A 25,789-nucleotide genomic window follows, 5' to 3' on the forward strand; every position below is an offset into this window, starting at 1 on the left:
GGCTTACTTCGACTCCTTCGCCAGATATTCTGCCTTCTGCTCTTCCAGCGCCGGCGGCAGTGTTTCAAACATGACGTCGATCAGTTCGCTCACTTTCATCTTCGGCGTTTCGTCCGCTTTCTTGATGGCGTCGGCAACCGCCTGTTTCGCTTCTTCAATGACGGCTTCTTCGTCTTTTTCGCTCCACAGACCTTTGCTTTCCAGGAACTTGCGGAAGCGGATCAGCGGGTCTTTTTGCTCCCACTCGCCTTGCTCTTCCCCGGTGCGGTAACGGGTCGGGTCATCGCCGGCCATGGTGTGCGGACCATAGCGGTAGGTAAGCGCCTCGATCAGAGTAGCGCCCTCACCGTTGATGCCGCGCTGTTTCGCTTCTTGGACAGCGTGGTAAACGGCCAAGACGTCCATGCCGTCTACACGCGCGCTGGCGATACCGGCTGCAACCGCTTTGACCGCGATATTCTCAGCAGCGGTTTGTTTCTCAAACGGAACGGAGATGGCGTAGCCGTTGTTTTGCGAGAAGAAGATCACCGGCAGTTTGTAGACGCCGGCAAAGTTCATGCCTTCGTAGAAGTCGCCCTGAGAGGTAGCACCGTCGCCAAAGTAGGTGATGGCCACGCGCTTTTCGCCGCGCAGCTTGTACCCCATGGCAACGCCGGCAGCTTGGGTACATTGAGCTGCGATGATGATTTGCGGCATCAGCACATTGACGTCTTCGGGGATGCGGCCGCCTTCAATATGCCCGCGGGAGTACAGGAACGCCTTGTACAGCGGGAAGCCGTGCCACACCATTTGCGGGATGTCGCGGTAGCTCGGCAGGATGAAGTCTTCTTTGGACAGGGCCGCTTCCGATCCGATCATGCACGCTTCCTGACCGGCCACAGGGGCGTAGAAGCCGAGACGGCCTTGACGGTTCAGGCTGATGGCACGCTGGTCCCACACACGGGTAAAGACCATTCTGCGCATCAGTTCACGCAGTTCATCATCGGAGAGCTTGGGCATCAGGTCAGGACGAACAACCGTACCGTCTGGAGCAAGGATTTGCAGCGGGGTGTTGTTGCCTGTTTTTTCAACAGCAGTTTTCACACTCATCACTTTCACCTCGTCACTGGTATCGTGGAAACGAGACAGCCCCTCACCGACACCGGCGCAACCAAGCCGCGCTCGTGCAGAAAGGGAAAACTGCCTAAAAAACATTGGGGAAATTTCACCTGTGCTGAAAGTGCTTACAAACACGATCGCACACCCTGTTATATCTCAGTACAATCATCTGTTTAACGTGTTATACTATTGATATTACAGGGTTTATTTCCTTGCTGTTATCATTTACTATAAAATCTGTATCAGTTTTTTTCAAGGCTAAGTTCGGAAATTCCTGCACTTAGGAGGCGGATCGCCATGTCCGACTATGTAAAACGTACAATTGTCAAAGAAGAAGTGCCCAGCCTTCACGTGGACACTCCCCGTTCCGTCAAGGTATACCTTCCGCCCGGATACAACGAACTGCTCTCATATCCAGTCGTCTACTGCCAGGACGGCAACGATTTTTTTACCATGGGCCGGATTGCCACCATCGCCAATCAACTGATCCTGGAAGATGGGGTGGAGCCGTTTCTCATCGTCGGCGTATCCGTGGAACGAAGCAAACGGACGAGTGAATACTCCCCCGTCGGTTCGCGCCATGACGGATACAAACGCTTCTTTACAGACGAACTGCTCCCCTACATCGAGGAGCGTTATCCGGTGCGTCGCGATCCAAAATCCCGCGTCCTGGCGGGCGACTCGCTGGGTGGAACAGTCTCCCTGCACATCGCGCTGGACCGTCCTGATCTGTTTACACGCGTGCTGTCTCTCTCCGGCGCTTTTTTCCAGCCGACTCTGGATCGGATCGCTCAGGAATCCACTCTCTCCTGGCTGGACATCTGGATGGTGGTCGGGCTGGAGGAAACTGCTGTGGAGACACATATCGGCACATTTGATTTTGTGGAGTGGAACCGCGCCGCCCGGCAGTCGCTCATGGAAAAGCATGCTGCCGTGTCGTATCGCGAAAAACCGGGTAACCACGTTTGGGGACTGTGGCAAAAGGAACTGCCGGACGGTCTGCGCCACTTTTTTCCCGCCCTGCCGCTGTAAAAACGGCGTCGCGTTCCCTCAGTACAATCCGTTGATTTCCCGAATATCCGCATACGGGTAGTAGCTGCCATCCGTCAGGTATACACCCTGATGGGTGGCTTTTTCAATTTCACCCGCCACCTGTCTGGCGTCACTCAACACAATGTTGACGATCCTGCTTTCGTCCCGCTGCATCTGACGCTGCACCAACTGGCGCTGTTTGGGGGAAATCATCGTCATCCCTCTTTCTTTTCCCTATTGTTGGCTACCTATAGTATTGCTCGCTTCGGGCGATTTACTCCCCGAAAGCGGACGCCCTCCTCCCGCACATTTCTTGTTGACGGTCAATTTCAACATTGCTATACTTTTTAACGTTCGTTTTACTTTATCCAATTAAATAATTAAACAAGTAAAATGGTAAAACCTTATGCGGAAGCGGGTACGTCACTGTTCTATTGCACACATTCCCGCTTGTCCGGTTTTGTACGGCCGGGACCCCGCCTTTACGGATGGGCTGACATCAAGGTATGACTTCATGACTGTGGAGGGATTCCAATGAGTTCGCAAAAATGGGGCTTCTGGCTGCTGACCGCCTTCGTGGTGGGAAACATGGTCGGTTCCGGCATTTTCATGCTGCCCAACACGTTGGTGCAAGCGTCCAGTCCGCTCGCTGTGCTGTTCGCCTGGCTGCTGACCGGGTTTGGCGTGCTGATGATCGCGCTCGTCTTCGGCAACCTGTCCGTCCGCCGGCCCGATTTGACTGCCGGCCCGCAGAGCTACGCCCGCGCCATGTTTGATAATCCGCGCGCCGGAAAGGTTGCCGGCTTCAGCATGGTTTGGGGGTACTGGGTGGCAAACTGGGCGGGCAATGTCGCTGTTATCACCACGTTTGCCGGGTATCTGTCCGCATTTTTCCCGATTATGCAGGACAAAACCGTCCTGTTCTCGCTCTTTTCCTTTCCGGTGGAAAAAGGAAAGTTCACGACATTTCTCGTCTGCACCGCGCTGTTGTGGGGCTTCCACACCTTGCTGGTGAAGGGGCTGAACGGCGCCGGCAAGCTGAACTTCCTGTCCACCGCCACCAAGGTATTGGGATTCGTGCTGTTTATCGTCGTCTGCCTGTTTGCCTTTAATGCAACCAACATGGGCGATTTCTATGCCCCGATCACGGATAAAAACGGTGCAGTGTACGATCTGCCCGGTCAGATAAACATGGCGATGGTGGCTACACTGTGGGCCTTCATCGGGATTGAATCGGCCGTGGTCCTCTCCGGCCGGGCCCGTTCCCAACGTGACGTGCGGTCGGCCACGATCGCCGGGCTGCTGATTTCGCTCGTCCTGTACATGGGCATCACCTTCCTGACGATGGGGGTCCTGCCGCTCGAACAACTGCGCGTGTCGGACAAGCCGCTGGTAGACGCCTTGTCCCAAGTCATCGGCAGCACCGGCGGGATCGTCATGGCTGTGCTGGCCATCATTTCGCTGATCGGCAGCACAATCGGTTGGCTCCTGATCGGAGCAGAGCCGCCGTTTCAAGCGGCCCGCGCCGGCATGTTCCCCGCTTCGTTTGCCAAGGTAAACGCCAGCGGGAGTCCGGTTCGCTCGCTGACCGTTACGAATCTCATGTCGCAACTGTTCATTTTTTCGACGATCTCCGGCACGATTGCCGAAGCGTACCACTTTGTCATCACGGTGGCAACACTGGCCATCCTCCTGCCCTATCTGGCTTCTGCCATTTTCCAGCTGAAGCTGGTGGTTGTCGGTCAGACGTATGAACGGCAGCCGGCCGCACGCCTCTTTGATGGTGTGGTGGCTGTGCTGGCTGTGCTGTTCTCGCTCTGGGTCATCAAGACGGGGACAGCCGACATGAAAACGCTGCTGTTCGGACTGGCTCTCTACGCAGTCGGGCTGCTGCTCTATCCGGTGATGAAGCCGCGACAGACGACAGTAAGCACTCCCTCGCCGCAGGCAAGCACCGAACTACAGTGATATATAAAGAAAAAAGGCATGTCCATCAGGGCATGCCTTTTTTTACGATATTTAAGGAAGAAACTGATCTTCCCATCGGTCCCAGGCTGCAAGGCCTGCACATTGATCAAAGGTGGAGACCGAACTACCCAGCTGTTTGCCGCCCGCCCGCGTCGCGTTTTGGAGCGGACGCTTTCCGCTTCCTTGCTGGTCGTCAAGAGAGCGGGCGGGCCCCATCACCCATGCGGCACAGACTTTGTCTACACACTGATGAACAAAAAAAGGAACAAAAAAACGCCTCCCGCTTCCGGAAGACGTATGGTGTACGCGTAATGGCGGATGGGGTGGGATTTGAACCCACGAGACGGCTCAACACCGCCTACACGATTTCCAATCGTGCTCCTTCGGCCACTCGGACACCCATCCGTATTCGTGACGAGTGATAGTATACCCTGTTTTTTAAAGCAAATCAAGAGGGCTCGTGGATTTCAGGCAAAAAAAATATGCAGCAGGATGGACACAGGCTGCACGTTTCCGCCGCTGCTTCGTCAGGGCGATGCGCTTGATCACACGCGTCTTGCTGACGTTTCACACTTTGCGCATTGCACAGCGATTTTTCTGTTGGTAAGATGAAGAAGACACTTTTACAAGTAAGGAGACTGCCCCGCATGAAGGTAAAAATCACCCGCAACGCTGCGAAGCAATTGAAAGCTGTGCTGGATCAAGAAGAAGACAAAGAGCTGAAACTGCGCGTCTACATCACGCATAAGCACGGCGACCACGCCCATTACGGCCTGGCGCTGGACAAGCCCGGTGCCGACGACGAGGTCGTCTCCACCGACAAGGAGATCGACGTGATCGTCAACAAAAACGAGCCGCTGCTGGATGGCGTAAAAATTGACTACCTGTACCTGCCGGAAGAAGGCTACGTCATCACCAATCCGTCCAAAGGCAATCACGGGGATCACTGATTCCAACGAAAAAGCTCTCTGCACGACAACCTGCGCAGAGAGCTCTTTTCTTTGTTTAGCAAAATTGAACAACGCGTTTCTATGATGTAACGGACAACAACTCGTCGGGAACATCGCACAGCAGCGGGCTGATTCGGCCCGCTTCGTGCAGGATCAACAGCCGGTGAACGGGACGGGTCATCGCCACGTACAGCAGTTTGGCGTCCCACTCGCTGTCCGTGTATCGCTCCACATCCAAGAGGATCACTGCGTCAAACTGCAGCCCTTTGGTCAGATACGCCGGCATGACCGTTACACCTCCGGGGTATCGGCTGTCTTTGGAGCCGAGCAGGACCAGTTCGCTGATCGCGCCGCGCAGCGCCTTGTGCGCCTGTTTGCTCTCTTCGGCTGTCTTGGTGACGATGGCGACGGTCTGAAAGCCTTCTTCTTGCAATTCCCGGACAAGCCGTGCCGTTTGTTCCCATTTTTCGGCCGGAGCCGCATACGACAGCATCTTCGGCTTTTCTCCGTGCCGCAGCACCGGCCTGGCCATCACCGACTCGGGCAGGCGAATCCTGCGCAGCACCTCGTTGGCACAGCGCATGATCTCAATCGTGGACCGATAGCTTTGCGCCAGCGTGTAATACGCAGCGGGAGGCTGGACAAACACACCGCCTGTCAATTCGTCCCACGTCTGCAGGCCCCGGTAGCCGTGGATGCCCTGTGCGATGTCGCCCACCACGGTCAAGGACTGCCGCTTCGTCACCAGGGCGATCACGGCAATCTCCAAGGCGCTCAGATCCTGCGCCTCGTCCACCACCGTATGGTCGAACTGCCCCGCCTGTTCGAGCCCGTCCACCAGATGGCGCAGGTACAACAGCGGCGCCACGTCTTCCGGCTCGATCCGCTCGTTGGCAAAAAGCGCCTCCGATGATTGACAGACGTCCGCAATGACGCTGTCCTCCACGCCATCCGGCGCCAGGCGTCTGAGCAGCGTCTCATCCGTGATCAGCTTCCGGTACGCCGCGAATACATCCACCTGCGGGAAGGACGACAAGTACTTCTCCAGAATCTGTTCCATCATCCGCTCAAACCTTGTCAAACCCTGTTTGTCCAAATCAATCCGCATCTCGCGCAAATGGGCAAACAGCTGCTTGTTCATCTCCTGCTTCAGATGCTTGCGCAGCGCCTCGAGGCGCTTTCGGTAGGGCAGGTGGCCGAACTGGCCGGTAAACAGTTCCCGGATCGTCTCTCCGCTGATGGAAAAGACCTGTTGGGTCCGGCTGTAGACAAAGCTCAACTTTTTAAACGGGATTTCCGTCTCCGCCAGATAGCGCAGATAGTTATCCAAGGCAGCCTTGCAGGCGAGCGAGCCTTTGAACCGCAGGCGGTTTTGCGTCATCTCCCGTTCCCGCCGGTCCTGTCCTTCCTCGAAAAACAGGCGCAGCAGCTTCTGCGGGTCGGTGATGCGCCAGCCTTTGGGCAGAAGCGGCTTGGCCAGCTTGGCCGCCCAGTCCAAGAACGTGGCCTGCTGGACGTCATCCACCCCCAGTTCCGGAAGCACGTCCGATATGTAGTTCAGAAACAGGCGGTTCGGCGCAAACACCATGAATTTTTTCGACATCATCGTATCCTGGTAGTTGTAGATCAGGTAGGAGAGGCGGTGCAGCGCGATGGTGGTCTTCCCGCTCCCGGCCACCCCCTGGACGACGATGGGACGGTCTTTGTCCGCCCGAATGATGTCGTTTTGTTCGGACTGGATGGTCGCCACGATGTCCTTCAGCCGACTGTCGTTGGTCTGGTTGAGATTGGCGGCGAGGAACTCATCGATATACCCTTCCTCGAGAAACTCGTCGGGATGGCCGATACCCCGGCGGATCGTCTCCTTGACCGCCCCGTCGTAGATGCCGGTAATCTTTCCCTTCTCAATCGCAAAGTTGCGCTTCAGGCGAACTTCTCCACGGACGATGCCCTTGTCGGTCCGGTAGAAGGCGTCCTTGCTTTCGCCGCTGTAGTACAGGCTGGCAATCGGAGCCCGCCAGTCCACGACCAGCGCATCAAACGTATCGCTGCGGACAATGCCGCGCTTGCCGATATAGACGATGTCCAGTTCGTATGTCTCATCCTTGAGAAAGTCCACCCGGCCGAAGTAAGGTTTGTCTTTCCCCTGGTCTTCCAGATACCGCAGTTCCTTGGCCTTTTTGTACCCGACCACCTGCTTCACGTAGTCGTCGGTCACTTCCCTTACTTCCTCGCGCAGTATCTCGATCTCCCGTTCAATGGCGGACACCGTTTCATCCAGCCGCTTTTGTTCCTGTTCGTAATCGGGATGCCGAATCGTCACGTCCATCCTCCCTTCGCTTCAATCGCGCTGGCGTCAGCCCACATGCCGGCCCAGCCAGACTCCGGCTCCGCAGGCCAACAGCCCAATGCCGACGCTGAGCAGCACGTACGCCAATCCGCGTCCAATGTTCCCGTCGCCAAAAAAGGTGATGACCTCCAGAGAAAAGGTAGAAAAGGTCGTAAAGCCGCCCAACAGCCCGGTGGTAAAAAGCAGGTACAGCTCCGGCGGGAGAAACCCCCGCTCCTTTCCCCAGGCGTACAAAAGACCGATGCAAAACGAGCCGACAACATTGGCTCCCCACGTACCTGCCGGCCAGCCCGGCTGATTCAGCACCAGGCCCAATCCATACCGCACGATTGATCCGACAGCGCCCCCCACTGCCACAGCAAGCCACGACATGCGCATTCCTCCCTGTTCGCTCCGTTTCGTCGTAGAAAAAGACATCCAAGCGAAGCGCGTGGATGCCTTTTTGTGCCAGTACACGTTATCTTAATGTTTGGGACCGTTGTCCTCAAGATCTTCCACATAGCGGATCGATTCCAGGTTAGCCCGCAGGGACGCCTTGACAGCGTCGATGTACTTGCGCCGCAGTGCCTGCTGCTCCTGTTTTTCATCGTCGGTCAGGCCTTGTTCGCGGGATTTCTTGGCCAACTCGTTGATCCGTTTGATTTCCGCGTCGGTTACCACAGCCTCTCCCCCTACTCTCTGTAATGCCGCTCTATTATAACACATCGGCGGCACAACGCAAGCGAAAGGATATACACTGGCCTGCCCCGCTGTCTTGGCTGCCGTCTACTCTCCGACGGGAACAGCCAAGCGCTGTCCGGGGTATATGTCGGAGTTGTCCAGTCGGTTCATCTTTTTGATCGCGTACACCAGTTCGCGCACCTCCATGTCGGCTTCGTCCTGGTGCTCAACGGCAATTTTCCACAAGCTGTCACCCTTCTGAACGGTCACTACCTTCACAGGCACGATCGACGACGACTCCGATGCGAACACAAGTTCTGTCAGGAAGTAAAAAAAGAGAGAGAATACCACGAAAAAGATCAATGCCCCACCGCGTCTCACACCAGTGCGGCTATGGCGCTCCTGTTTTTTGGTGAAACGGTTGTGTGCGGATACAGCATGCATGATACCATCCCCCTGCAAACATACGTTCTATATTCTTGTTTTCATCATAATGCGAACATGTGTTTTGTGTCAAGCGAAATCGAACTAACGTTTGTCGAACGCAAGATCCCATGGTACAATATAGAAAACATGTTCGAGAAAACAGGGGTGTGGTCCATGTCCAAGCTATCCAGCAGACAACAAGCCATTATCGATTTCATTCGCAAGGAAGTCCGCGACAAGGGATATCCGCCGTCCGTTCGTGAAATTGGCGAGGCCGTCGGGTTGGCCTCCAGCTCCACCGTCCACGGTCACCTGGCCCGTCTGGAAAAGAAAGGATTGATCCGGCGCGACCCCACCAAGCCGCGCGCGATTGAGCTGTTGACCGATGGCGACCGCTATCAGGATGACTATGAAGTATCCGTCGTGCGAGTGCCCGTCATCGGGAAGGTAACGGCCGGGCAGCCCATTACGGCCGTGGAACACGTGGAGGATTACTTCCCCCTGCCGGAACACATTGTCACCTCGGACAAGGTGTACATGCTTCGCGTGTCGGGTGACAGTATGATCGAGGCAGGCATCCTCGACGGCGACTACGTCATCGTGCGCCAGCAAAACGTGGCCAACAACGGCGACATTGTCGTGGCGATGACCGATGAGGACGAAGCCACCGTCAAGCGGTTCTTCAAGGAGAAAAACCACTTCCGCCTGCAGCCGGAGAATTCCACGATGGAGCCGATCATCCTGGACTCGGTCACCATTCTGGGAAAAGTCATCGGAGTGTACCGGTTGATTCACTAGGAAAACGAATAGCCCGTATCTTTCCCGACCATCGTCGAAAGATACGGGCTCGTTTTTTCTATGGCGCTGTCAGACCGGCACGATCCGGTGCAGGAATTGCATCTCGCCCCCTTGGAGCATGATCTACAGGGCGGCGATGAAAAACCAGATGATCATCACGATTTGCAGGACGACCTTGACGACTGCGCTGCCGAGAAATCCGACGAGCGATCCCACCCCCGCCTTAATCGCCCGTTCAAACGGCTGGTTGGATACGAACAGCTCTACCAACACCACAAACAAAAACGGCAGGATCAGCATCCCGAACGGCGGGAACAGGAAAATCCCGAGAAAGATACCGACCGCCGCTGCAATCGACGACCACTTGGAACCGCCGTACCGCTTCACGAAGTACATGTTGGTCAGCAAATCGGCGCCGTACAGCAGCACACTCAGCACCACCATCCCCCACCAGAACGACGCCGGCAGCCCGGCCCCCGGTTCGGCGAGGACAAAGTGGTACAGCAAAAACCCGGCCCAAAGCAAAATCGTATCCGGCAAAACCGGAAGAAAAATACCGGCGATGCTTGCGACAAACAACGCCACGATGACAATCCACAGCAGTATTTCCATCGGGCACACTCCTTTCTCTTAGGATATACGGATTACCTCGCCAATCGTTGCATCCTTCTATATATTCTCGTCCACATTTTTGCAGAAGCCAGCCAGGCTGCAAAATTACACGGCCCCATGCGGTTCCATTTCATATTCACATCCGTGCTGGAAAGCAAGCGGATTACTGGTTTATCACTGCCTGGATTCGTTTTTCACATGACTCATCTTGGTCAGTATGCACGTATCAGTAAAAATAAACAGATTTTTCTTTTTCCATAAATCATAATAATTGACATATTTTATCATTATGGTTAATGTATTCTTTGGAATACGTCTGTAAGTGTACGGTCGATTAATACTTAGGAGGTACAAAAGTAATATGGAAGACGATGATATAAGATGCGAACATTGCAAGAAACTTTCTTTTTGGTGCGAAATCGAGCATTTGAGACCAAAGAAGTGCTCCATTCTCCGCGATGGAGAAATCTATTACATCTGTGAATATTGTATAGGCGAAATTGAAGTTTTAGGTGAAGGCGCTGAGGAAGTTGAATACTGGAATGAATGGGTGAAAAAGAAACGTTTGGAAAACGAACAATCATAACGCAGCCCCTGCCATGGGGCTGCTCAGACTGAAGACAAACGGTTCATTGAGTTAGCGTCCACAAAAAATGATCTCCAGGCCGAAAGGCCTGCCTATTCATCAACCGAAGCGGAAGACAATGTTCATCGCATGGCGGGATGGGCCAAGCGAGCTCCTTTGACGACCTGCTCAGCTGAAAAACGAAGACGCGGGAATCAACAGGGGACACAAGTCTCACTTCCTCGAAATACCCAGATGTTTGTCCCCTGCCCGCGTCTCGTTTTGGAGCGGACATCATTCGCTTCTGTGCTGGGCGTCAAGCAAGCGAGCGGGCCTGATCTCCCATGTGCCGCGGACTTTGTCTACACGCTGTGCAGCCCCTGCCATGGGGCTGCTGTTTTTTTTGCTCTCTGGAGCCCATACGCCCTCGTCCTCAAAAATAACAAAAAGGAGCAGGGCCATCACTCGGCCCCACTCCCGGAACTTCCCCGCCCCAACAGGCAAAGGGGGTTCGCTGATTAGTAGGTGTTCATGTATTGTTCGCGTTCCCAATCGTGGACGCGGGTACGGAACATATCCCATTCGATTTCTTTTGCCTCGGTGAAGTGTACCAGGGCATGCTCACCCAGCGCTTCGCAGATGACCGGATCGGCCTTCAGGCAGTCGATCGCTTCCTTCAGGGTTGCCGGCAGGCTTTCGATGCCGGCAGCTTCGCGCTCTTCTTCGGTCATCACGTAGATGTTGCGGTCCACCGACGGCGGCAGCTCCAGTTTTTTCTTGATGCCGTCCAGCCCTGCTTTCAGCATGACAGCGAGAGCCAGGTACGGGTTTGCAGCCGGGTCCGGGTTGCGCACTTCAATCCGCGTGCTCAAACCACGGGAAGCCGGGATGCGTACCAGCGGGGAGCGGTTTTTCGCCGACCAGGCCACATAGCACGGCGCTTCATAGCCGGGCACCAGACGCTTGTAAGAGTTTACCAGCGGGTTGGTGATGGCGGCAAATCCGCGTGCATGGTGCAGAATGCCGGCCAGGTAGTGTTTAGCCGTTTGGCTGAGGCCCAGCGGATCAGATTCGTCGTAGAACGCATTTTCTTTGTTGCGGAAGAGAGATTGGTGAGCGTGCATGCCGGAACCGTTCACGCCAAACAGCGGCTTCGGCATGAACGTCGCATGCAGGCCGTGTTGACGGGCAATGGTTTTCACCACCAGTTTGAAGGTGACGATTTGGTCAGCCGCCTGCAGCGCGTCGGCGTATTTAAAGTCAATTTCGTGCTGACCCGGTGCTACTTCGTGGTGGGATGCTTCAATTTCGAAGCCCATTTTTTCCAGGGTAAGCACGATGTCGCGGCGGCAGTTTTCACCAAGGTCGAGCGGCGCGAAGTCAAAATAACCGCCCTGGTCGTTCAGATCGAGTGTCGGTTCCCCTTTCTCGTTAATCTTGAAGAGGAAAAACTCCGGTTCCGAACCGACATTAAAAGCAGTGAAGCCCATCTCTTCTGCTTCCTTCAGTGCACGTTTCAGGATATAGCGCGGGTCCCCTTCAAACGGGGTGCCGTCTGGCATGTAGACGTCACAGATCAAACGTGCCACTTTGCCGTGCTCGGTGCCCCACGGGAAAACCACCCAGGTATCCAGATCCGGCACCAGGTACATGTCGGATTCCTCGATACGCACAAAGCCCTCGATGGACGAACCGTCAAACATCATTTTGTTGTCCAGTGCCTTGGGCAGTTGGGAGAGCGGAATCTCCACGTTTTTAATGACCCCCATCAGGTCGGTAAACTGCAGGCGGATGTACCTGACATCCTCCTCATGGGCCAGACGCAAAATGTCTTCCTTGGTGTACTTGCTCACGTTTCTCTCCTCCTATCGCGTTTGTTGGCTTGTATTAGTGGAAGAAGCGCGAAAGCTCTCCACGTATCAACGCATTCTCGCCGTGGCGAGTCGCGTTGTTAAACATGATTTGCTGCTTCAAAAGCTGATGCAGTTCCTTTTCGGACATTTCCTTCCGCTTGGCCTCGGAAGTGGCAGTGATCTCCGTCTTTTCCGCGGCGGACTGCTGCATCTGCAGCACCTGCTTGATGCCGGCGATGTTGAGTCCTTTTTCGATCAGCGCCTTGATTTCCAGCAAGCGATCGACGTCGTTAAAGGAGAAGAGTCGCTGCTTCCCTTCCGTACGTGCCGGCTGAATCAGTCCGTTTTGCTCGTAATAACGGATTTGCCGGGCGGTCAGATCGGTCAACTTCATGACGATCCCGATTGGAAAGAGAGCCATGTTTCGACGAATGTCATCACTCATGACGTGTCCCTCCTCTTCTCAATCCTTGATTGTATTGTATGCGTTATTAAGAATCCTGTCAATGGATGTTAGAAAAGATTACACAAAATGATGCATCTTTCGGCAAATCAACGCGAAAAAACGGGAAGCGTCTCTTGCAACGCTCCCCGTTTGCAGGCAATTGACTCGTTCACGCCGGTCTGCGACGCCTACGTATTCGGCAGTTCCAGCAGCCCTTTTTCCAACAGGAGGTCCAGCGCGGTCAGGATGCCCACCTTGACATGGGAGTAGGTCAAACCGCCCTGCACGAAGCCCAGGTACGGCGGACGAATCGGGCCGTCTGCGGAAAACTCAATGCTCGCCCCCTGGATGAACGTGCCGGCCGCCATGATGACCGGATCGGCGTATCCGGGCATGTCACTCGGATAAGGGGTGACGTGGGAATCGACCGGTGCCGCCTTCTGGATGCCCTGACAAAACGCGATCAATCGCTCCGCCGAACCAAATTCGACCGATTGGATCAGGTCGGTGCGCGGCTCGTGCCACAGCGGATTGGTCCGAAAGCCCAGCCGCTCCAAGAGTGCGGATGAAAAAATCGCCCCTTTGAGCGCTTCGCCAACCACATGAGGAGCGAGGAAAAAGCCCTGGTACATTTCCAACAGGGAGTACAGCGACGCTCCTCCCTCCGCGCCGATGCCGGGAGCGGCCATCCGGTAGGAAGCGAGCTTCACCAGGTCCTGTCTGCCGACGATGTATCCGCCGGTCTTGACCAGACCGCCGCCCGGGTTTTTGATCAGCGAACCTGCCATGATGTCCGCGCCCACCTGCAGCGGCTCCCGCTCCTCGGTAAACTCTCCGTAGCAGTTGTCCACAAAGACGATCAGTTCCGGATTCCGCCCTTTGACAAAGCGAATCATCTCTTCCAGCTTGGCGATGGTAAACGACGGACGATCAGCGTATCCGCGGGAACGCTGGATGCCGATCACCTTTGTATTCGGGGTGATCGCCTCGGCCACAGCGGCAAAGTCAACTTCCCCCTCCGGCGTCAGCGGCACATAGCGGTACCCGATGCCATAGTCCTTCAGCGAGCCTTGTCCCTCGCCGCGCACACCTACTACTTCTTCCAGCGTGTCATACGGTTTGCCGGTGATGTACAGCAGTTCGTCGCCGGGACGGAGCAGGCCGAACAGGCAGATGGCGATCGCGTGCGTGCCGGAGATGATGTGCGGCCGGACCAAGGCCGCCTCCCCGCCAAACACGTCCGCATAAATCGCTTCCAGCGTCGCACGGCCCGTGTCATCGTAGCCGTATCCCGTCGACGGCGCAAAGTGAAACTCGTTTACTTCATGCTTCTGAAACGAACGGAGCACCTTCAACTGGTTGTAGTCGACCAGGGCGGCAATCTCCTGATGCCGCCCGGCAATCATTGCTTCGACTTCCTGCACGATCGGGCGCAGCCGTTCTCCATGGGTGAATAATGAAAACATTGTCGTTCCTACCAACTCTCTTCTGCAATCTCTGGCTTGTCCAGGAGAAACGGGACAACTTTCCCGTAGATGGGATGGTCCCGGTTGATGCGTACGGTAATCAGATACGCGGCATTCGCTTCGTCAAACGTCTGCTCCATCTCGATACCTTCGCGGTGCAGCAGCGACACGATGTCTCCGCGCTCTACCGGCACTTTCAGCTTGATCCGGTCAAAGGAAGCGTAGACGTACGTTTCGATGCGCTCCAACAGCCGCTGCAAGTCTTCATCTCGCAGCGCGGAGATGAGAATGGAATCGTCCACCGGCGGCAAGTACGTGCCCTCGGGTATCAAATCAGCCTTGTTGAACACCACGAGCTGCGGGATTTCGTTCGCCCCAAGCTCACGCAGGATGCGCTCCACCACTTCCATGTGGATTTCCAGATCGGGATGGTGGCTGTCCACCACATGCAGGATCAGATCAGCTTCCTGAACGCCTTCCAGCGTAGAGCGGAAAGCAGCCACCAGCGTTGTCGGCAAATCCTGGATAAACCCGACGGTATCCGTGAGCAGCACCTCCATGCCGCTTGGCAGGGAAAGCTGCCTCGTCGTCGGGTCGAGGGTGGCAAACAGTTTGTCTTCCTGCAGGGTGTTCGCGGAGGTCAGCCGGTTTAACAGCGTGGATTTGCCGGCGTTGGTGTAGCCGACCAGCGCAATTTGATAGACGCTGTTTTTCTTGCGCCGCTCCCGGTGAAGCTGGCGGGTGCGCACGATGTCGGCCAGCTGCTGCTTCAGTTCGCTGATTCGCCGTCTGATGTGGCGCCGATCGCTCTCCAGCTTGGTCTCCCCGGGCCCGCGCGTGCCGATCCCGCCCCCCAGGCGGGAGAGCTGCTTGCCCTGTCCCGCCAGGCGCGGCAGCAGGTAATTGTACTGGGCCAGTTCCACCTGGATCTTGCCCTCCCGGGACTGCGCCCGTCCGGCAAAAATGTCCAGGATCAGCTGGGTGCGGTCGATTACCTTGCAGTCGAACACCGTGTCCAGGTTGCGGGTCTGACTGGGCGACAGCTCGTCGTTGAAGATGACCAGATCCACGTCCAGTTCCTGCGCGCGGTGGGCGATCTCCTGTATCTTGCCGCTGCCCAGATACCAGGCGGGATCGATGCGCTCGCGGTTTTGGGTGACCACGTCAAGCACGTCGACGCCGGCCGTCCGCGCCAGCTCGTGCAGTTCCTCCATTGAGAGACGTGCCCGCTCCGCATCGCGGTTATCCAAAAAACAGCCGACCAGAATGGCTGTTTCAACACGTTTGATCACATCGTCCACGTATTCACGTCCTTTCCCACCCTATCATACCACAATTCATCCGGTTGTCAGGAAGCGGGCCAGACAAAATCCTCCGGCAGCAGCGTCATCACCTCGTCGCGCGTCGGTTCCGCCACGTCCAATAGCCGCACTGCCTGTCTGCGGATGGCCTGTTCAATGGCGTTCCGAACATAGCGGGCGTTGCTGAAATTGACTTCAAACACATCGTTGCGCTTGCGCATCAGATGGTGTCGCAACTTTTCCCTGGCGGAGGGTGACAGCTTGTATTCCTTTCCCTCCACCATCAACTCGGCAATGCTGATCAGTTCGTCTACCGTGTAGTCGGCAAACCGCAGTTGAATGGGAAAGCGGGAAGGCAATCCGGGATTCAGCTCCAGAAATGCATCCATCTCATCGGTGTAGCCCGCCAGAATGCAGATAAAATCATTGCCGTGGTCTTCCAGTGCCTTTGTCAAACAATCAATTGCTTCCTTGCCAAAATCCTTTTCTCCGCCGCGCGCCAGGGAGTACGCCTCGTCGATGAACAAGATGCCGCCAAGCGCCTTTTTGATGAGCTCGCGCGTCTTTTGCGCGGTATGGCCGATAAATTCGCCGACGAGATCGGCCCGTTCCACTTCGATCAGATGTCCCTTGCTCAAAATGCCCATTTCGCGAAAGAGTTTGCCAAACAAGCGGGCGACCGTCGTCTTGCCGGTGCCCGGATTTCCTTTGAACACCATGTGGTAGACTTGCTTCTCCAGCTTCAGGTTGTGTTTTTCCCGCTCCTTGTTTACCCTCAGCAGCGCGTGGATCTCGTACATCAGCTTTTTGGCTTCACGCAAACCGATCAGTCGCTCCAGCTCGTCGAAGGCGGCGGCCACATTGCCGGGTGCGGTAGTGCGTACCTTGTCGGCCAATGTTTCCGGACGTTTGACCTTTTCCGGCCGGCGAAAGACTACCTGGATGCGGTTAGGAGCCTTGTCTGTCACGGAATCAGCCGGCGGTTGATTGCCCGACGGTTTCACCAGCGATCACCTGCCTCATGGTCATACATTAAGTATACGCATGGGGCTGGCAGACCTGCCCATTTTTTTCTACAGGGACGTATACCTGTGGACACCCGCCCGGCCAATCCGGTTGAAAAACCATGACATGACCAGCAGTCCGGCCATGCACCCGGAGAGAAACGGCACGACGCCGCCCAGCAGACGCGCCATCGTCCATGCGCCGCCAGCGCTCCATACCCACGCGGCAGCCGCGAACAGGCCGCATCCGCCCACACCCAGCCAATACAGCCATTTTATCCGGACCAAAAGACGTCTCCCGCCGACCACCATTGCCTGCCCGCGATGCACCATCCGCCAGAGTGCCAGCGCAATCAGCGACAAGCCAATGAGCGTACTGCCGTGCTGCAGCAGCTTGTAGAAGGGTATGTCCAAGCCCGCCAAAGGAAGCGGCACCCGTTGTTGCAGAAGCGGCAGGCGGCTGACCATGAACGCCCCCTGATGGGTAAACGCGTCCCAGACGATATGGGTGAGACTGCCGATTACCGCCGAATAGGAAAAGACCAGCCCATCGCGCAGCGAACCGATCATCCAAGGCTTGGCCGCAGCGTATCCCAGCCCCCGGTCAAACGGGGCGGGCAGGCAGGCGACCAGGGGGCGCTTGACGATGCGGTGAAAAAGTAAGGCCAACAGAAAACTGAGCGGCAGATCAAACACAAACAGGCCGACCAGGGTATGACTGACCGCGCTGTACGGCCTCAACCGGAAAAAGTATTCAAAATCGGGCGCCATGCTGCCAAAGACCAGTGCGGTAAAAGACAGCCAGCGAACGCGCCAGAAGGGCAGCACGATCGCCGGGTGGGCAAACGTGAACGGCAAAGAACCCACTCTCCATAAGATATTTTATGTAAACTTATAGGCTGTTTCATCCTGTCTGCTGCACCTGTTTTTTTGCGTGCCGGAACCAGTAAACCTGTCCCTGACAGTGAAAAAAGCCCGGATGGCTAAGATCCCGGCTTCGTTGGTGTGACGCTATGCTTGCTGATTGTTGTCTTGAGACATGAGCGACACGGGACGCTGCGGCGTGAACGTGGAAATGGCATGCTTGTATACAAGCTGCTGCTTACCTTCGCTGTCAATCACGATGGTAAAGTTGTCAAACGCTTTGATGTAGCCGCGCAGTTGAAACCCGTTTACCAGGTAGATGGTGACAGCGATGTTCTCCTTCCGCAAGTGGTTCAGGAACGTATCTTGAATGTTGATCGACTGTTTCATGTTCATTACCCCCTAAAAGGACTTGTATGTTATATATTCGGCAATCGCTGAAACTTTCCTGCCAATATCTGCTTGATTGTTTGGACGATCTTCGGACGCTCGGCGGGATCGGTCAGATCAAACCACTGCACCTCCGACATGCGCCGAAACCAGGACAGCTGGCGCTTGGCAAAATGGCGGGTCCGCTGCTTGATGTCGTTGACCGCCTTCTCCAGCGTGATCTCTCCGTACAAATACGGAATCAATTCCTTGTAACCCAGCCCCTGCATCGACGTCAGCGCCGAGCCGTACCCTTGATCCAACAGACGGCGCACCTCGTCCACCAGACCGGCTTCCAGCATCTTGTCCACGCGCTGGTTGATGCGCTCGTACAGCACGTGCCGCTCCATCGTCAATCCGATCATCAGCAGATCGTACGGGGAATGCTGGGCCCGATGTTGAAAATCAGACATTTTGGTGCCGGTCAATTCATAAATTTCCAAAGCGCGAATCACCCGTTTCACATCGTTGGGGTGAAGCCGTTCCGCTGTCAGCGGATCAATCGCGGCAAGCCGTCGATGAAGGGCCTCCGCTCCCTCCGTCTCGGCCAGGCGCTGCAGCCGGCTGCGCAGTTCCGGGTCCTGCTCCGCCTGGGCGAATTGAAAGCTGTGGGTGACCGACTCGATGTAGAGGCCGGTGCCGCCGACGATAAACGGCAGCTTTCCGCGCGCATTTATCTCGGTGATCAGCCGTGTCGCCGCTTTTTGAAACAGCGCCACAGAGTACTCTTCATCCGGATCGATAATGTCGATCAGGTGGTGCGGCACGCGCGCCCGCTCTTCCGGCGTCGCCTTGGCCGTCCCGATATCCATGCCGCGGTAGACCTGCATGGAATCGCCGGAAATGATTTCGCCGTCGAAGCATTCGGCCAGCTCAAGGCTCAGCTCCGTCTTGCCCACGGCGGTCGGGCCGACGATCACGACCAGTTTTTCCTTTGGTGGCAAAGTCACTCCCCTCCATCTGTCTCTTTATAGCTGTACACGACCTGATGGCCGCGCGTGCGAAACGGGGTAAACCCGAACCGCTCGTACAACCGTCCCGCTTTGCCTTCCTTCAGTACGACGCGCCGTTTGGCAACTCTGAGCGCCTCCGCCACCGCCTCCGCATCCAGCGGGGCCATGTTGGCGTGCTCGCGAATGCCGGCAATCCCGGTGGAGTCGTGTACCGTCCGCTCAAACATCGGATCGAAGTAAACTACGTCAAACGAGCGGTCCGGCAGGTCTTTCAGGATGTCGAGATGGTGGCCGTGTCTCACCTCGATCCGGCCCATCGCCTCGCGCAGCGCCTCTGAGTCGGTCGGATAGTGACGCAATCCGTCTGCGACCAGTATCGCGATGTGCTTTTCGGATTCAATCCCGACCACCCTGCCTGTTCGGCCGACAGCATGGGAAAAGACGATCGCGTCGGCACCCAGGCCGAGTGTGGCGTCCAGCACGCTGTCACCTGGTTGAATTTGGCAAGCGGCAAGCATAGTATCAGTATCGCCGCGCTCCATCCGCTTTATACGAAAGACGGCCGTGTTCGGATGAAAAAAGAACGGGCTCTTTCCCTCTGCTTCCAGGCGGACCCCTTTGGCGGTGACGATCAGCACCTCCGCCTCATTGTAGCGCCGGCGCAGCTCCTCAATCGAACAATCGCCCCGCTCGATGACCGGCAGGCCAAACTGTGCAGCCAGTTCAGCTGCGTGGCGGCGCGTCTCCTCGCTGGGTTTCAGTCCGGTGGTAATCAGCATCTACATCACCCGTTTAAACATTTTCTCCAAATCGTATGTGGAGAAGTGGATGATGATCGGCCGGCCGTGCGGACATGTAAACGGACTGGTCGTTTCGCGGAGCGTATTGAGCAAGCTTTCCATCTCCGCATGGGTCAGATAGCGGTTGGCCTTGATGGCAGCCTTGCAGGACATCATGATCGCCGCCTTCTCCCGCATCGCCCGTATGTCTGCTTCAGCCGCCTCGCCCGTCTCCAGCACAAACTGGATCAGCTCTTCGATCACTTCCAGTTCGCTGCCCTCCGGAAACCAGTGAGGATGGCCCCGCACAATGAACGTTCGACCGCCAAACGACTCGATATCGAGGCCAAACGAACGCAGCAGGGGCAGCTTTTTCTCCAGCTTCACCGCTTCCTGAGCCGTGCACTCCACGGTGTGGGGAAAGAGCAGCATCTGGCTGGCGACGCTCTCCTGCTTCAGTTTTTCCATGAAATACTCGTAGAAAATCCGCTCCTGCGCGGCGTGCTGGTCAATCAGATACATGCCGTTATCGTTCTGCGCCACGATGTAGGTGCCGTGTACCTGTCCGACCGGAAAAAGCAGGGGCACGGCCGATCTATCGCCGTCAGGCTGTGCAGCGGCTGGTTCCGCCTCGGGAGCGGGGAACTGGACAGCAGGCTGCTCTGTCTGCAGGCCATCTGCCGTCATCGGTGCGGTTTCTGCCGGCACCAGGGAAGCCGAATGATTATCGGCTGCAGGTGTTTCCAGCCCGCCGTCTGTACCGGCCGACGCGCTGCCCTCTCTATGAGACGTGCCGAGTGCTTTTGAAGTTGCAGTCAATTCTCCCGCTGCCGCATTTCCCTGCAGCGGAACGGATGCAGGCCGCTCCTGTGCTAGACCCGCGTACTCCCCACCCGATTCCTTTACGACCGTGGCGTCAGCTGGCGCATCTCCGCCCAGCCGCGGGGAGCGCGCTTGTGACGGGGCCTCCTGCCGTGCCAACCACTCCCGCAGACGCGGACTGGCCTCAAGATCGACGGCACGGGAGATGCTTTGGCTGCTCGCCGCTCCCGGTTTGGGCAGCTGCAGGTCAAACTGCGGCTGCACCACCTGTTCCACCACTTTTGCCTTACGCTCGGCTGCCATCGGCCGGACGATCTCCAGCCCCTGACGCAGCGTCTCCCGGACGGAACGCTCGATGGCGCCCAGCAGCTGATCTTCCTTGCTGAACCGAACCTCCAGCTTGGCGGGATGGACATTGACGTCGACGAGCGACGGGTCCATCTCGATCTGAAGCGTGACGATCGGATAGCGCCCGATCGGCAGCAGCGTGTGATAACCGCGCAGGATGGCGTTGTTCAGGCCAAAGTGGCGGACGTACCGGCCGTTGACCAGCGTGGACAGATAGGAGCGGTTGGCCCGCGTCATTTCCGTCTTGGAGACGAAGCCGGTCCAGCGGAAGTCCAGTGTCTCCCCGCTGATCGGCAGCAGCAGCTTGGCCACCTGGACGCCGTATATCGCCGCCATCACGTGCAGCAGCTTGCCGTCACCGGAGGTCTGCAGGAGCACTTTGCCGTTGTGCGTCAGGGTAAAGGCGATGGACGGGTACGTCAGCGCCAGCCGGTTGACGTAGTCGGAAATATGGCCGATTTCGGTGGCGATCGACTTCATGTACTTCAACCGGGCCGGCGTGTTGTAAAACAGGTCACGCACGCAAATATCCGTCCCTTTGACTGTGGCGGCGTCGGCAATGTTCGTAATTTGGCCGCCCTCGATCGTCAGGCGCGTCCCCACCTGGCTGCTGGAGGGACTGCTCGTCAGTTCCATCCGGGAGACAGCGGCGATACTGGGCAGGGCCTCGCCGCGAAACCCCAGGGTGCGAATCCGGAACAGGTCGCGTGTCGTGCGAATCTTGCTGGTCGCGTGCCGTTCAAAGGCCAGCTGGCAGTCTTCCCGGTCCATGCCGTGGCCGTTGTCCACCACGCGGATGAGCTGCAGCCCGCCTTCTTCCACGTGCACCTCGATCGCGCTAGCTCCGGCGTCCACCGCGTTTTCCACCAGTTCTTTCACGACCGAAGCCGGCCTCTCCACCACTTCACCGGCAGCGATCATATTGGCGAGATGCTCATCGAGCACTTGAATGTGTCCCATCGATCTCCTCCTTGGATCGGCCCGTTACGTTTTTTTCAGGCGCTGTCTCCACTCATACAGCTTCAGCATGGCTTCCATCGGCGTCATCTGGTTCAAATCCAGTTCGCGCAGCTCTGCCATCACGGTTTCTTCATCCGGCGACAGGCGGGACACGGGCTCCTCCTTCGCTGCGGACACAGGAGCCGCCCACAGCGCGTCCAAGGTCATCTGCACCTCCTGTGCCGATGTTGTGGCTGCATTCGCTTCCAGTCCGGCGAGAATCTCCCGCGCCCGCTCAATCACCCGGCCGGGCATCTCCGCCAGTTCGGCCACGTGGATGCCGTAGCTTTTGTCCGCCCGTCCCGGCTCGATTTTGTGCAGAAACAAGAGCTTGCCGTCACGCTCTTCGCAGCGAGCGTGCACATTGACCACGCCGGGAAGCGACTCTTCCAGGCCGGTCAGCTCGTGATAGTGCGTGGAAAAGAGCGTCTTGGCTCCGATCTTTTCGCGAATGTACTCGATCACTGCCTGCGCCAGCGCCATTCCGTCATAGGTGGACGTGCCGCGGCCAATCTCGTCCAGCAGGATCAGGCTTTGCGCGGTCGCTTTTTGCAAGGCGTGTTTGGTCTCCAGCATTTCCACCATGAAGGTGCTGTGTCCGCCGACTAGGTCGTCGGCTGCACCGATCCGGGTAAAAATCTGGTCCACCAGCGACAATTTTGCCGCTTTCGCCGGAACAAAGCAGCCGATCTGCGCCATGATGACGATGAGCGCGATCTGGCGCATATACGTGCTCTTTCCGGCCATGTTCGGGCCGGTAATGAGCAGGATCTGTCTGTCCGACTGGTTCATCTCCACGTCGTTGGCGACGTATTTTTCCCGATCCAGCACCGCTTCCACGACCGGGTGGCGCCCTTCGCGGATGACGCACTCGCCGGTCGTGACGAGTTCGGGCCGCACATAGCCGCGCTCATCGCTGACAGTGGCAAATGCCTGCAGCACGTCCACGGCGGCAATGCGTTCGGCCAGCCCCTGCAGGCGGGGAATGTGGGTGGCCACTTCGCTGCGGATGGCGGTAAACAGCTGGTACTCCAGCTCCACCATCTTTTCTTCCGCTTCCAGGATGAGCGCCTCTTTTTCCTTCAGCTCCGGGGTGATGAACCGTTCGGCATTGGCCAGTGTCTGTTTGCGCTCGTAGCGGCCGGCCGGCACGTTTGCCAGGTTGGCACGGGATACCTCGATGTAGTAGCCGAACACCTTGTTGAAGCCTACCTTCAGCGAACGGATGCCGGTTGCTTCCCGCTCCGCCTGTTCCAGTTGGGCAATCCAGTTCTTGCCTTCGCGGCTTGCCGTGTGCAGCTTGTCCAGGTACTCGTCATAGCCGGGCCGGATCAGACCGCCTTCGCGCACGGAAACCGGCGGGTCGTCAACCAGCGCCGACCGCAGGAAAGCAGCGATGTCGGCGCACTCGTCCATCCCTTCGGCCAGTTCGGTGAGCACGCGGGAGCCGGCGTTCAGCAGAAGCTGCCGCAGTTCAGGCACCGCTTCCAGCGACAAGCGAAGCTGCACCAGGTCGCGGGCGTTGGCGTTACCGTACGAGACACGTCCCGCCAAGCGTTCCAGATCGTAGACCCGATCCAGGCAGGCGCGGACGTCGGAACGCAGCAGCATATCCCCTTTCAAATGTTCCACCGCATCCAGCCGTGCTTCCAGTTCGCTTTTGTTCAACAGCGGCCGCTCAATCCAGCGGCGCAGAAGACGTCCGCCCATGGCTGTCTCGGTACGGTCCAGCAGCCACAGCAGCGAGCCTTTTTTGGACTTGTCGCGAATGGTTTCGGTCAGCTCCAGGTTGCGCCGGGAAAAGTTGTCCATCTGCAGGTACTGCTTGGCGTCATAGCGCTTGATCAGCCTCATGTGGGACAAACTTCGCTTCTGCGTGGAACCGATGTAGTGCAGGAGCGCATTTACCGCGAGGCGCATCGCCAGATCCAGCTCGCGCGCCTGATCCTGATACTGCTGATCGACGGCAAATGCGTTCACCGCCCCGGTTTCTATGTACGTGACCGGCATGTCGGGCTTCAGGTCCTGCGACAGACCGCACACCACCAGTTCCTTCGGCCGGTACTGCATCGCCTCGTCCAGCGCGGCTCCCGCCGTGCCAAACAGCGAGGTGACGTACATCTCGCCCGTGCTCATGTCACAGGCGGCAATACCCATTCGGCCGTCCGCTTCGGCGATCGCCGCCATGTAGTTGTTTTCCTTGTCCGTCAGCCATTTCCCCTCCATCATGGTCCCCGGGGTAATGACGCGGGTCACTTCGCGGCGGACGACACCCTTGGCCGCTTTCGGGTCTTCCACCTGTTCGCAGACAGCCACCTTGTACCCTTTTTTCAAAAGCTCGGCAATATAGGCGTCAGCCGAGTGATGCGGCACACCGCACATCGGGATACGCTCGTCCCCGCCGCCGTCCCGGCCGGTCAGCGTAATCTCCAGCTCACGCGAGGCGGTGATGGCATCGTCGAAAAACAGTTCGTAAAAATCACCTAAACGAAAAAATAAGAAAGTATCCGGGTACTCACGCTTGATCGCCAGATACTGTTGAATCATTGGGGTATACTGAGCCATGTTTTCAAATCTCCTAGCCTGCAATCTCGCCTGTACATTATAGCACGTCCGGCCGGGGAAGTTGAACCTCTTCCCCGCAGATCAGATGCGATTCGCATTCAGTTCAATATGGTTGCTCAGCCGATTTCCCAGGCCTTGCGCAGATCCTGCCCGGCCGGCCACGTTTCTCCCGCGAGCAGATAGGCAAAATAGCAATCGAGCGGGTCCCGGCTGTCGCGGTAGCAAGCGAGGCTTGAAAGCTCTTCCCATATGGCTTTCACGTACGGTGCCAACGTCTGTTTGTCGCCGCGGTAATACGCCCTGATGAGCGACACATCCAGATGAGGGCGGGCCGTCAACTGCTCGTGACAGGCGGCCACCAGCCGGGCGAGGTGCAGGATGCCTCGCGTCACATCCGGATGGACCAGCCAACTGGGCAGGGTGCGGTACTCAAACCCGCCGTGCGTCTTCTCCCGGATGTCTCCGAGGAATCCGTATCGGGGGCGCCGCTTCAAGCAGCCGGGGTCTTCCACCATGACCAACGGCAGGGCGAGATAGGCGTCCAACTTGCGGAGCAGGGAAAAGTCGAGGGCCACGCCGCTAAAGTGGATGTGCCCGCCGACGGGATAGCCGTCGAACGGCATGCCGCCCGCCAGCCACTCCACCGTCCTGTCCGTGATCTTGCGGCGGGCGAGCAAGAGCGCCTTCCGGATGCGGGCAAACAATTCATCCGGGTCGTCGGACGGCTCCGGACGCAGTTCGGCCAACGGGTGCTGATGCAGAGCCAGCTCTTCCCGATACCGGGTGGAATCGCACCCGACCACCCCGCCCTTGCCCATGTAGTCGGAGGCCAGTACCATCGAGCCGTCCGCTCCCCTCAGGGCAAACTCCGGGTCCGCTCCCAGCATCAGCCTGTCAGCGCTGCGCCTCTTTCTCTGGTTCAGCCACCAGTCCCGCGCCTCCCGCATAAACCGATCGGACATTTGGGCAGGCCAATACGGCGATACCCGCACCACTTTGACACGATGGGGCGAAGCGGCGGTCAGCAGCACTTCGCCGCACTCCAGCCCCGTGGCGTACAGGGCACGCACCGCCAGCTTGACGGCCACCTGCGCTTCCGGATCATTCGGCAGCCGCTCCACCGGCTCGAAGTGCTGCTCGCCCCACGGCTGGGACAGCCAGTGCGCCTTCTCCAGACTTTTTTCCAGGTGCAAGAGATGAAACTGATACAGTTGGACGCGATAGATCCGTGTCCCCGGCTCCGGACCAGCCTTTGCCGTCGCGATGCCGCTCATTTTGAGCAGTTTGTTGGCCTGGTTGCCCTTCGACAAACGATTAATGGCCGCCTTGATATTGGTCGGCATCACTTCGGTGTTGTATCGTCCGCCTGTCCCGGATGGCCTGCCGTTTTCACGTACGTGGATAAACATCATCCATCACCCCCGCTCTGCTGCTATAGCCTATGTGGCCCAGTGAAAAAAAGTGTGTGCCGGGACGGTTGCCCCGCCTGACCACCCGAAAAA

Annotated in this window: 24 protein-coding genes and 1 tRNA gene; 5 read left to right on the forward strand and 20 right to left on the reverse strand. The window is 57.3% G+C overall.

The window, feature by feature from the left end:
• Positions 1-3: 3 nt before the first annotated feature.
• Positions 4-1,089 (reverse strand): pyruvate dehydrogenase (acetyl-transferring) E1 component subunit alpha, encoded by a 1,086-nt coding sequence (pdhA, locus tag KDN35_RS08400; protein WP_171566714.1) that lies wholly within the window; start codon positions 1,087-1,089, stop codon positions 4-6.
• A gap of 306 nt (positions 1,090-1,395) precedes the next feature.
• Here pdhA and KDN35_RS08405 point away from each other — a divergent pair, with 306 nt between their 5' ends.
• A complete protein-coding gene (locus KDN35_RS08405) occupies positions 1,396-2,130 on the forward strand; it encodes an alpha/beta hydrolase (RefSeq protein ID WP_171566713.1) in 735 nt (244 codons plus the stop codon).
• 18 nt (positions 2,131-2,148) lie between these two features.
• Here the strand turns inward: KDN35_RS08405 and KDN35_RS08410 are convergent, their stop codons facing one another.
• Complete coding sequence (locus tag KDN35_RS08410) at positions 2,149-2,343, reverse strand: hypothetical protein (protein ID WP_171566712.1); 195 nt, start codon at positions 2,341-2,343, stop codon at positions 2,149-2,151.
• A gap of 321 nt (positions 2,344-2,664) precedes the next feature.
• Here KDN35_RS08410 and KDN35_RS08415 point away from each other — a divergent pair, with 321 nt between their 5' ends.
• Positions 2,665-4,098, forward strand: a complete 1,434-nt coding sequence (locus KDN35_RS08415; RefSeq protein WP_212132534.1) for an amino acid permease — start codon at positions 2,665-2,667, stop codon at positions 4,096-4,098.
• A gap of 312 nt (positions 4,099-4,410) precedes the next feature.
• Here the strand turns inward: KDN35_RS08415 and KDN35_RS08420 are convergent.
• Positions 4,411-4,503, reverse strand: a tRNA-Ser gene (locus tag KDN35_RS08420).
• Between the two features lie 242 nt (positions 4,504-4,745).
• Here KDN35_RS08420 and KDN35_RS08425 point away from each other — a divergent pair.
• Complete coding sequence (locus tag KDN35_RS08425; protein ID WP_171566710.1) at positions 4,746-5,048, forward strand: HesB/IscA family protein; 303 nt, start codon at positions 4,746-4,748, stop codon at positions 5,046-5,048.
• A 79-nt stretch (positions 5,049-5,127) separates the two neighbouring features.
• Here KDN35_RS08425 and KDN35_RS08430 read toward each other — a convergent pair whose 3' ends face one another.
• From KDN35_RS08430 to yneA, 4 genes are all read right to left on the reverse strand, one after another.
• Entirely contained in the window at positions 5,128-7,371 is a 2,244-nt protein-coding gene (locus tag KDN35_RS08430) for a UvrD-helicase domain-containing protein (RefSeq protein WP_171566709.1), read from the reverse strand.
• Positions 7,372-7,404: 33 nt separating this feature from the next.
• Entirely contained in the window at positions 7,405-7,770 is a 366-nt protein-coding gene (crcB, locus tag KDN35_RS08435; protein ID WP_171566708.1) for a fluoride efflux transporter CrcB, read from the reverse strand.
• Between the two features lie 90 nt (positions 7,771-7,860).
• The gene (locus tag KDN35_RS08440) at positions 7,861-8,058 is read right to left on the reverse strand and encodes a DUF896 domain-containing protein (protein ID WP_171566707.1); all 198 of its coding nucleotides are present in this window, start codon (positions 8,056-8,058) and stop codon (positions 7,861-7,863) included.
• Between the two features lie 105 nt (positions 8,059-8,163).
• The gene (gene yneA, locus KDN35_RS08445) at positions 8,164-8,439 is read right to left on the reverse strand and encodes a cell division suppressor protein YneA (RefSeq protein WP_349290965.1); all 276 of its coding nucleotides are present in this window, start codon (positions 8,437-8,439) and stop codon (positions 8,164-8,166) included.
• Positions 8,440-8,658: 219 nt separating this feature from the next.
• On the opposite strand from yneA, the gene lexA reads away from it, so the two are divergent.
• A complete protein-coding gene (lexA, locus tag KDN35_RS08450; protein ID WP_171566705.1) occupies positions 8,659-9,282 on the forward strand; it encodes a transcriptional repressor LexA in 624 nt (207 codons plus the stop codon).
• A gap of 123 nt (positions 9,283-9,405) precedes the next feature.
• Here lexA and KDN35_RS08455 read toward each other — a convergent pair whose 3' ends face one another.
• Complete coding sequence (locus KDN35_RS08455; protein ID WP_171566704.1) at positions 9,406-9,894, reverse strand: DUF456 domain-containing protein; 489 nt, start codon at positions 9,892-9,894, stop codon at positions 9,406-9,408.
• A 361-nt stretch (positions 9,895-10,255) separates the two neighbouring features.
• Here KDN35_RS08455 and KDN35_RS08460 point away from each other — a divergent pair, with 361 nt between their 5' ends.
• Positions 10,256-10,480, forward strand: a complete 225-nt coding sequence (locus KDN35_RS08460; RefSeq protein ID WP_171566703.1) for a hypothetical protein — start codon at positions 10,256-10,258, stop codon at positions 10,478-10,480.
• Positions 10,481-10,977: 497 nt separating this feature from the next.
• On the opposite strand, the gene glnA is transcribed toward KDN35_RS08460, so the two are convergent.
• The 12 genes from glnA to KDN35_RS08520 form a co-directional block, all read right to left on the reverse strand.
• Positions 10,978-12,312: a type I glutamate--ammonia ligase gene (gene glnA / locus KDN35_RS08465; protein ID WP_171564739.1), complete on the reverse strand. Its 1,335-nt coding sequence runs from the start codon at positions 12,310-12,312 to the stop codon at positions 10,978-10,980.
• A 34-nt stretch (positions 12,313-12,346) separates the two neighbouring features.
• Complete coding sequence (locus KDN35_RS08470) at positions 12,347-12,757, reverse strand: MerR family transcriptional regulator (protein WP_171564738.1); 411 nt, start codon at positions 12,755-12,757, stop codon at positions 12,347-12,349.
• A gap of 188 nt (positions 12,758-12,945) precedes the next feature.
• Positions 12,946-14,223: a methionine gamma-lyase family protein gene (locus KDN35_RS08475; protein WP_171564737.1), complete on the reverse strand. Its 1,278-nt coding sequence runs from the start codon at positions 14,221-14,223 to the stop codon at positions 12,946-12,948.
• 8 nt (positions 14,224-14,231) lie between these two features.
• Positions 14,232-15,524, reverse strand: a complete 1,293-nt coding sequence (hflX, locus tag KDN35_RS08480) for a GTPase HflX (RefSeq protein WP_171564736.1) — start codon at positions 15,522-15,524, stop codon at positions 14,232-14,234.
• A gap of 47 nt (positions 15,525-15,571) precedes the next feature.
• A complete protein-coding gene (locus KDN35_RS08485; protein WP_171564735.1) occupies positions 15,572-16,528 on the reverse strand; it encodes an AAA family ATPase in 957 nt (318 codons plus the stop codon).
• Between the two features lie 69 nt (positions 16,529-16,597).
• On the reverse strand, positions 16,598-17,395 hold the full coding sequence (locus KDN35_RS08490; protein ID WP_212132535.1) for a DUF4184 family protein: 798 nt from the start codon (positions 17,393-17,395) through the stop codon (positions 16,598-16,600).
• 144 nt (positions 17,396-17,539) lie between these two features.
• A complete protein-coding gene (gene hfq, locus KDN35_RS08495; protein ID WP_171564733.1) occupies positions 17,540-17,782 on the reverse strand; it encodes an RNA chaperone Hfq in 243 nt (80 codons plus the stop codon).
• A 29-nt stretch (positions 17,783-17,811) separates the two neighbouring features.
• Positions 17,812-18,771, reverse strand: coding sequence for a tRNA (adenosine(37)-N6)-dimethylallyltransferase MiaA (gene miaA, locus KDN35_RS08500; protein WP_171564732.1), 960 nt, complete (start codon positions 18,769-18,771; stop codon positions 17,812-17,814).
• Entirely contained in the window at positions 18,768-19,553 is a 786-nt protein-coding gene (locus KDN35_RS08505) for a class I SAM-dependent methyltransferase (protein ID WP_171564731.1), read from the reverse strand. Before KDN35_RS08505 ends, miaA begins: the two co-directional genes overlap by 4 nt.
• Complete coding sequence (mutL, locus tag KDN35_RS08510) at positions 19,554-21,683, reverse strand: DNA mismatch repair endonuclease MutL (protein ID WP_212132536.1); 2,130 nt, start codon at positions 21,681-21,683, stop codon at positions 19,554-19,556.
• A gap of 24 nt (positions 21,684-21,707) precedes the next feature.
• Entirely contained in the window at positions 21,708-24,287 is a 2,580-nt protein-coding gene (gene mutS / locus KDN35_RS08515; RefSeq protein WP_212132537.1) for a DNA mismatch repair protein MutS, read from the reverse strand.
• A gap of 116 nt (positions 24,288-24,403) precedes the next feature.
• Complete coding sequence (locus KDN35_RS08520; protein ID WP_249178993.1) at positions 24,404-25,696, reverse strand: putative amidoligase domain-containing protein; 1,293 nt, start codon at positions 25,694-25,696, stop codon at positions 24,404-24,406.
• Positions 25,697-25,789 lie beyond the last annotated feature (93 nt).

It is taken from the genome of Brevibacillus sp. NL20B1 (genome assembly GCF_018195675.1).
GTDB classification, from domain to species: Bacteria; Bacillota; Bacilli; order Brevibacillales; family Brevibacillaceae; genus Brevibacillus; species Brevibacillus aydinogluensis.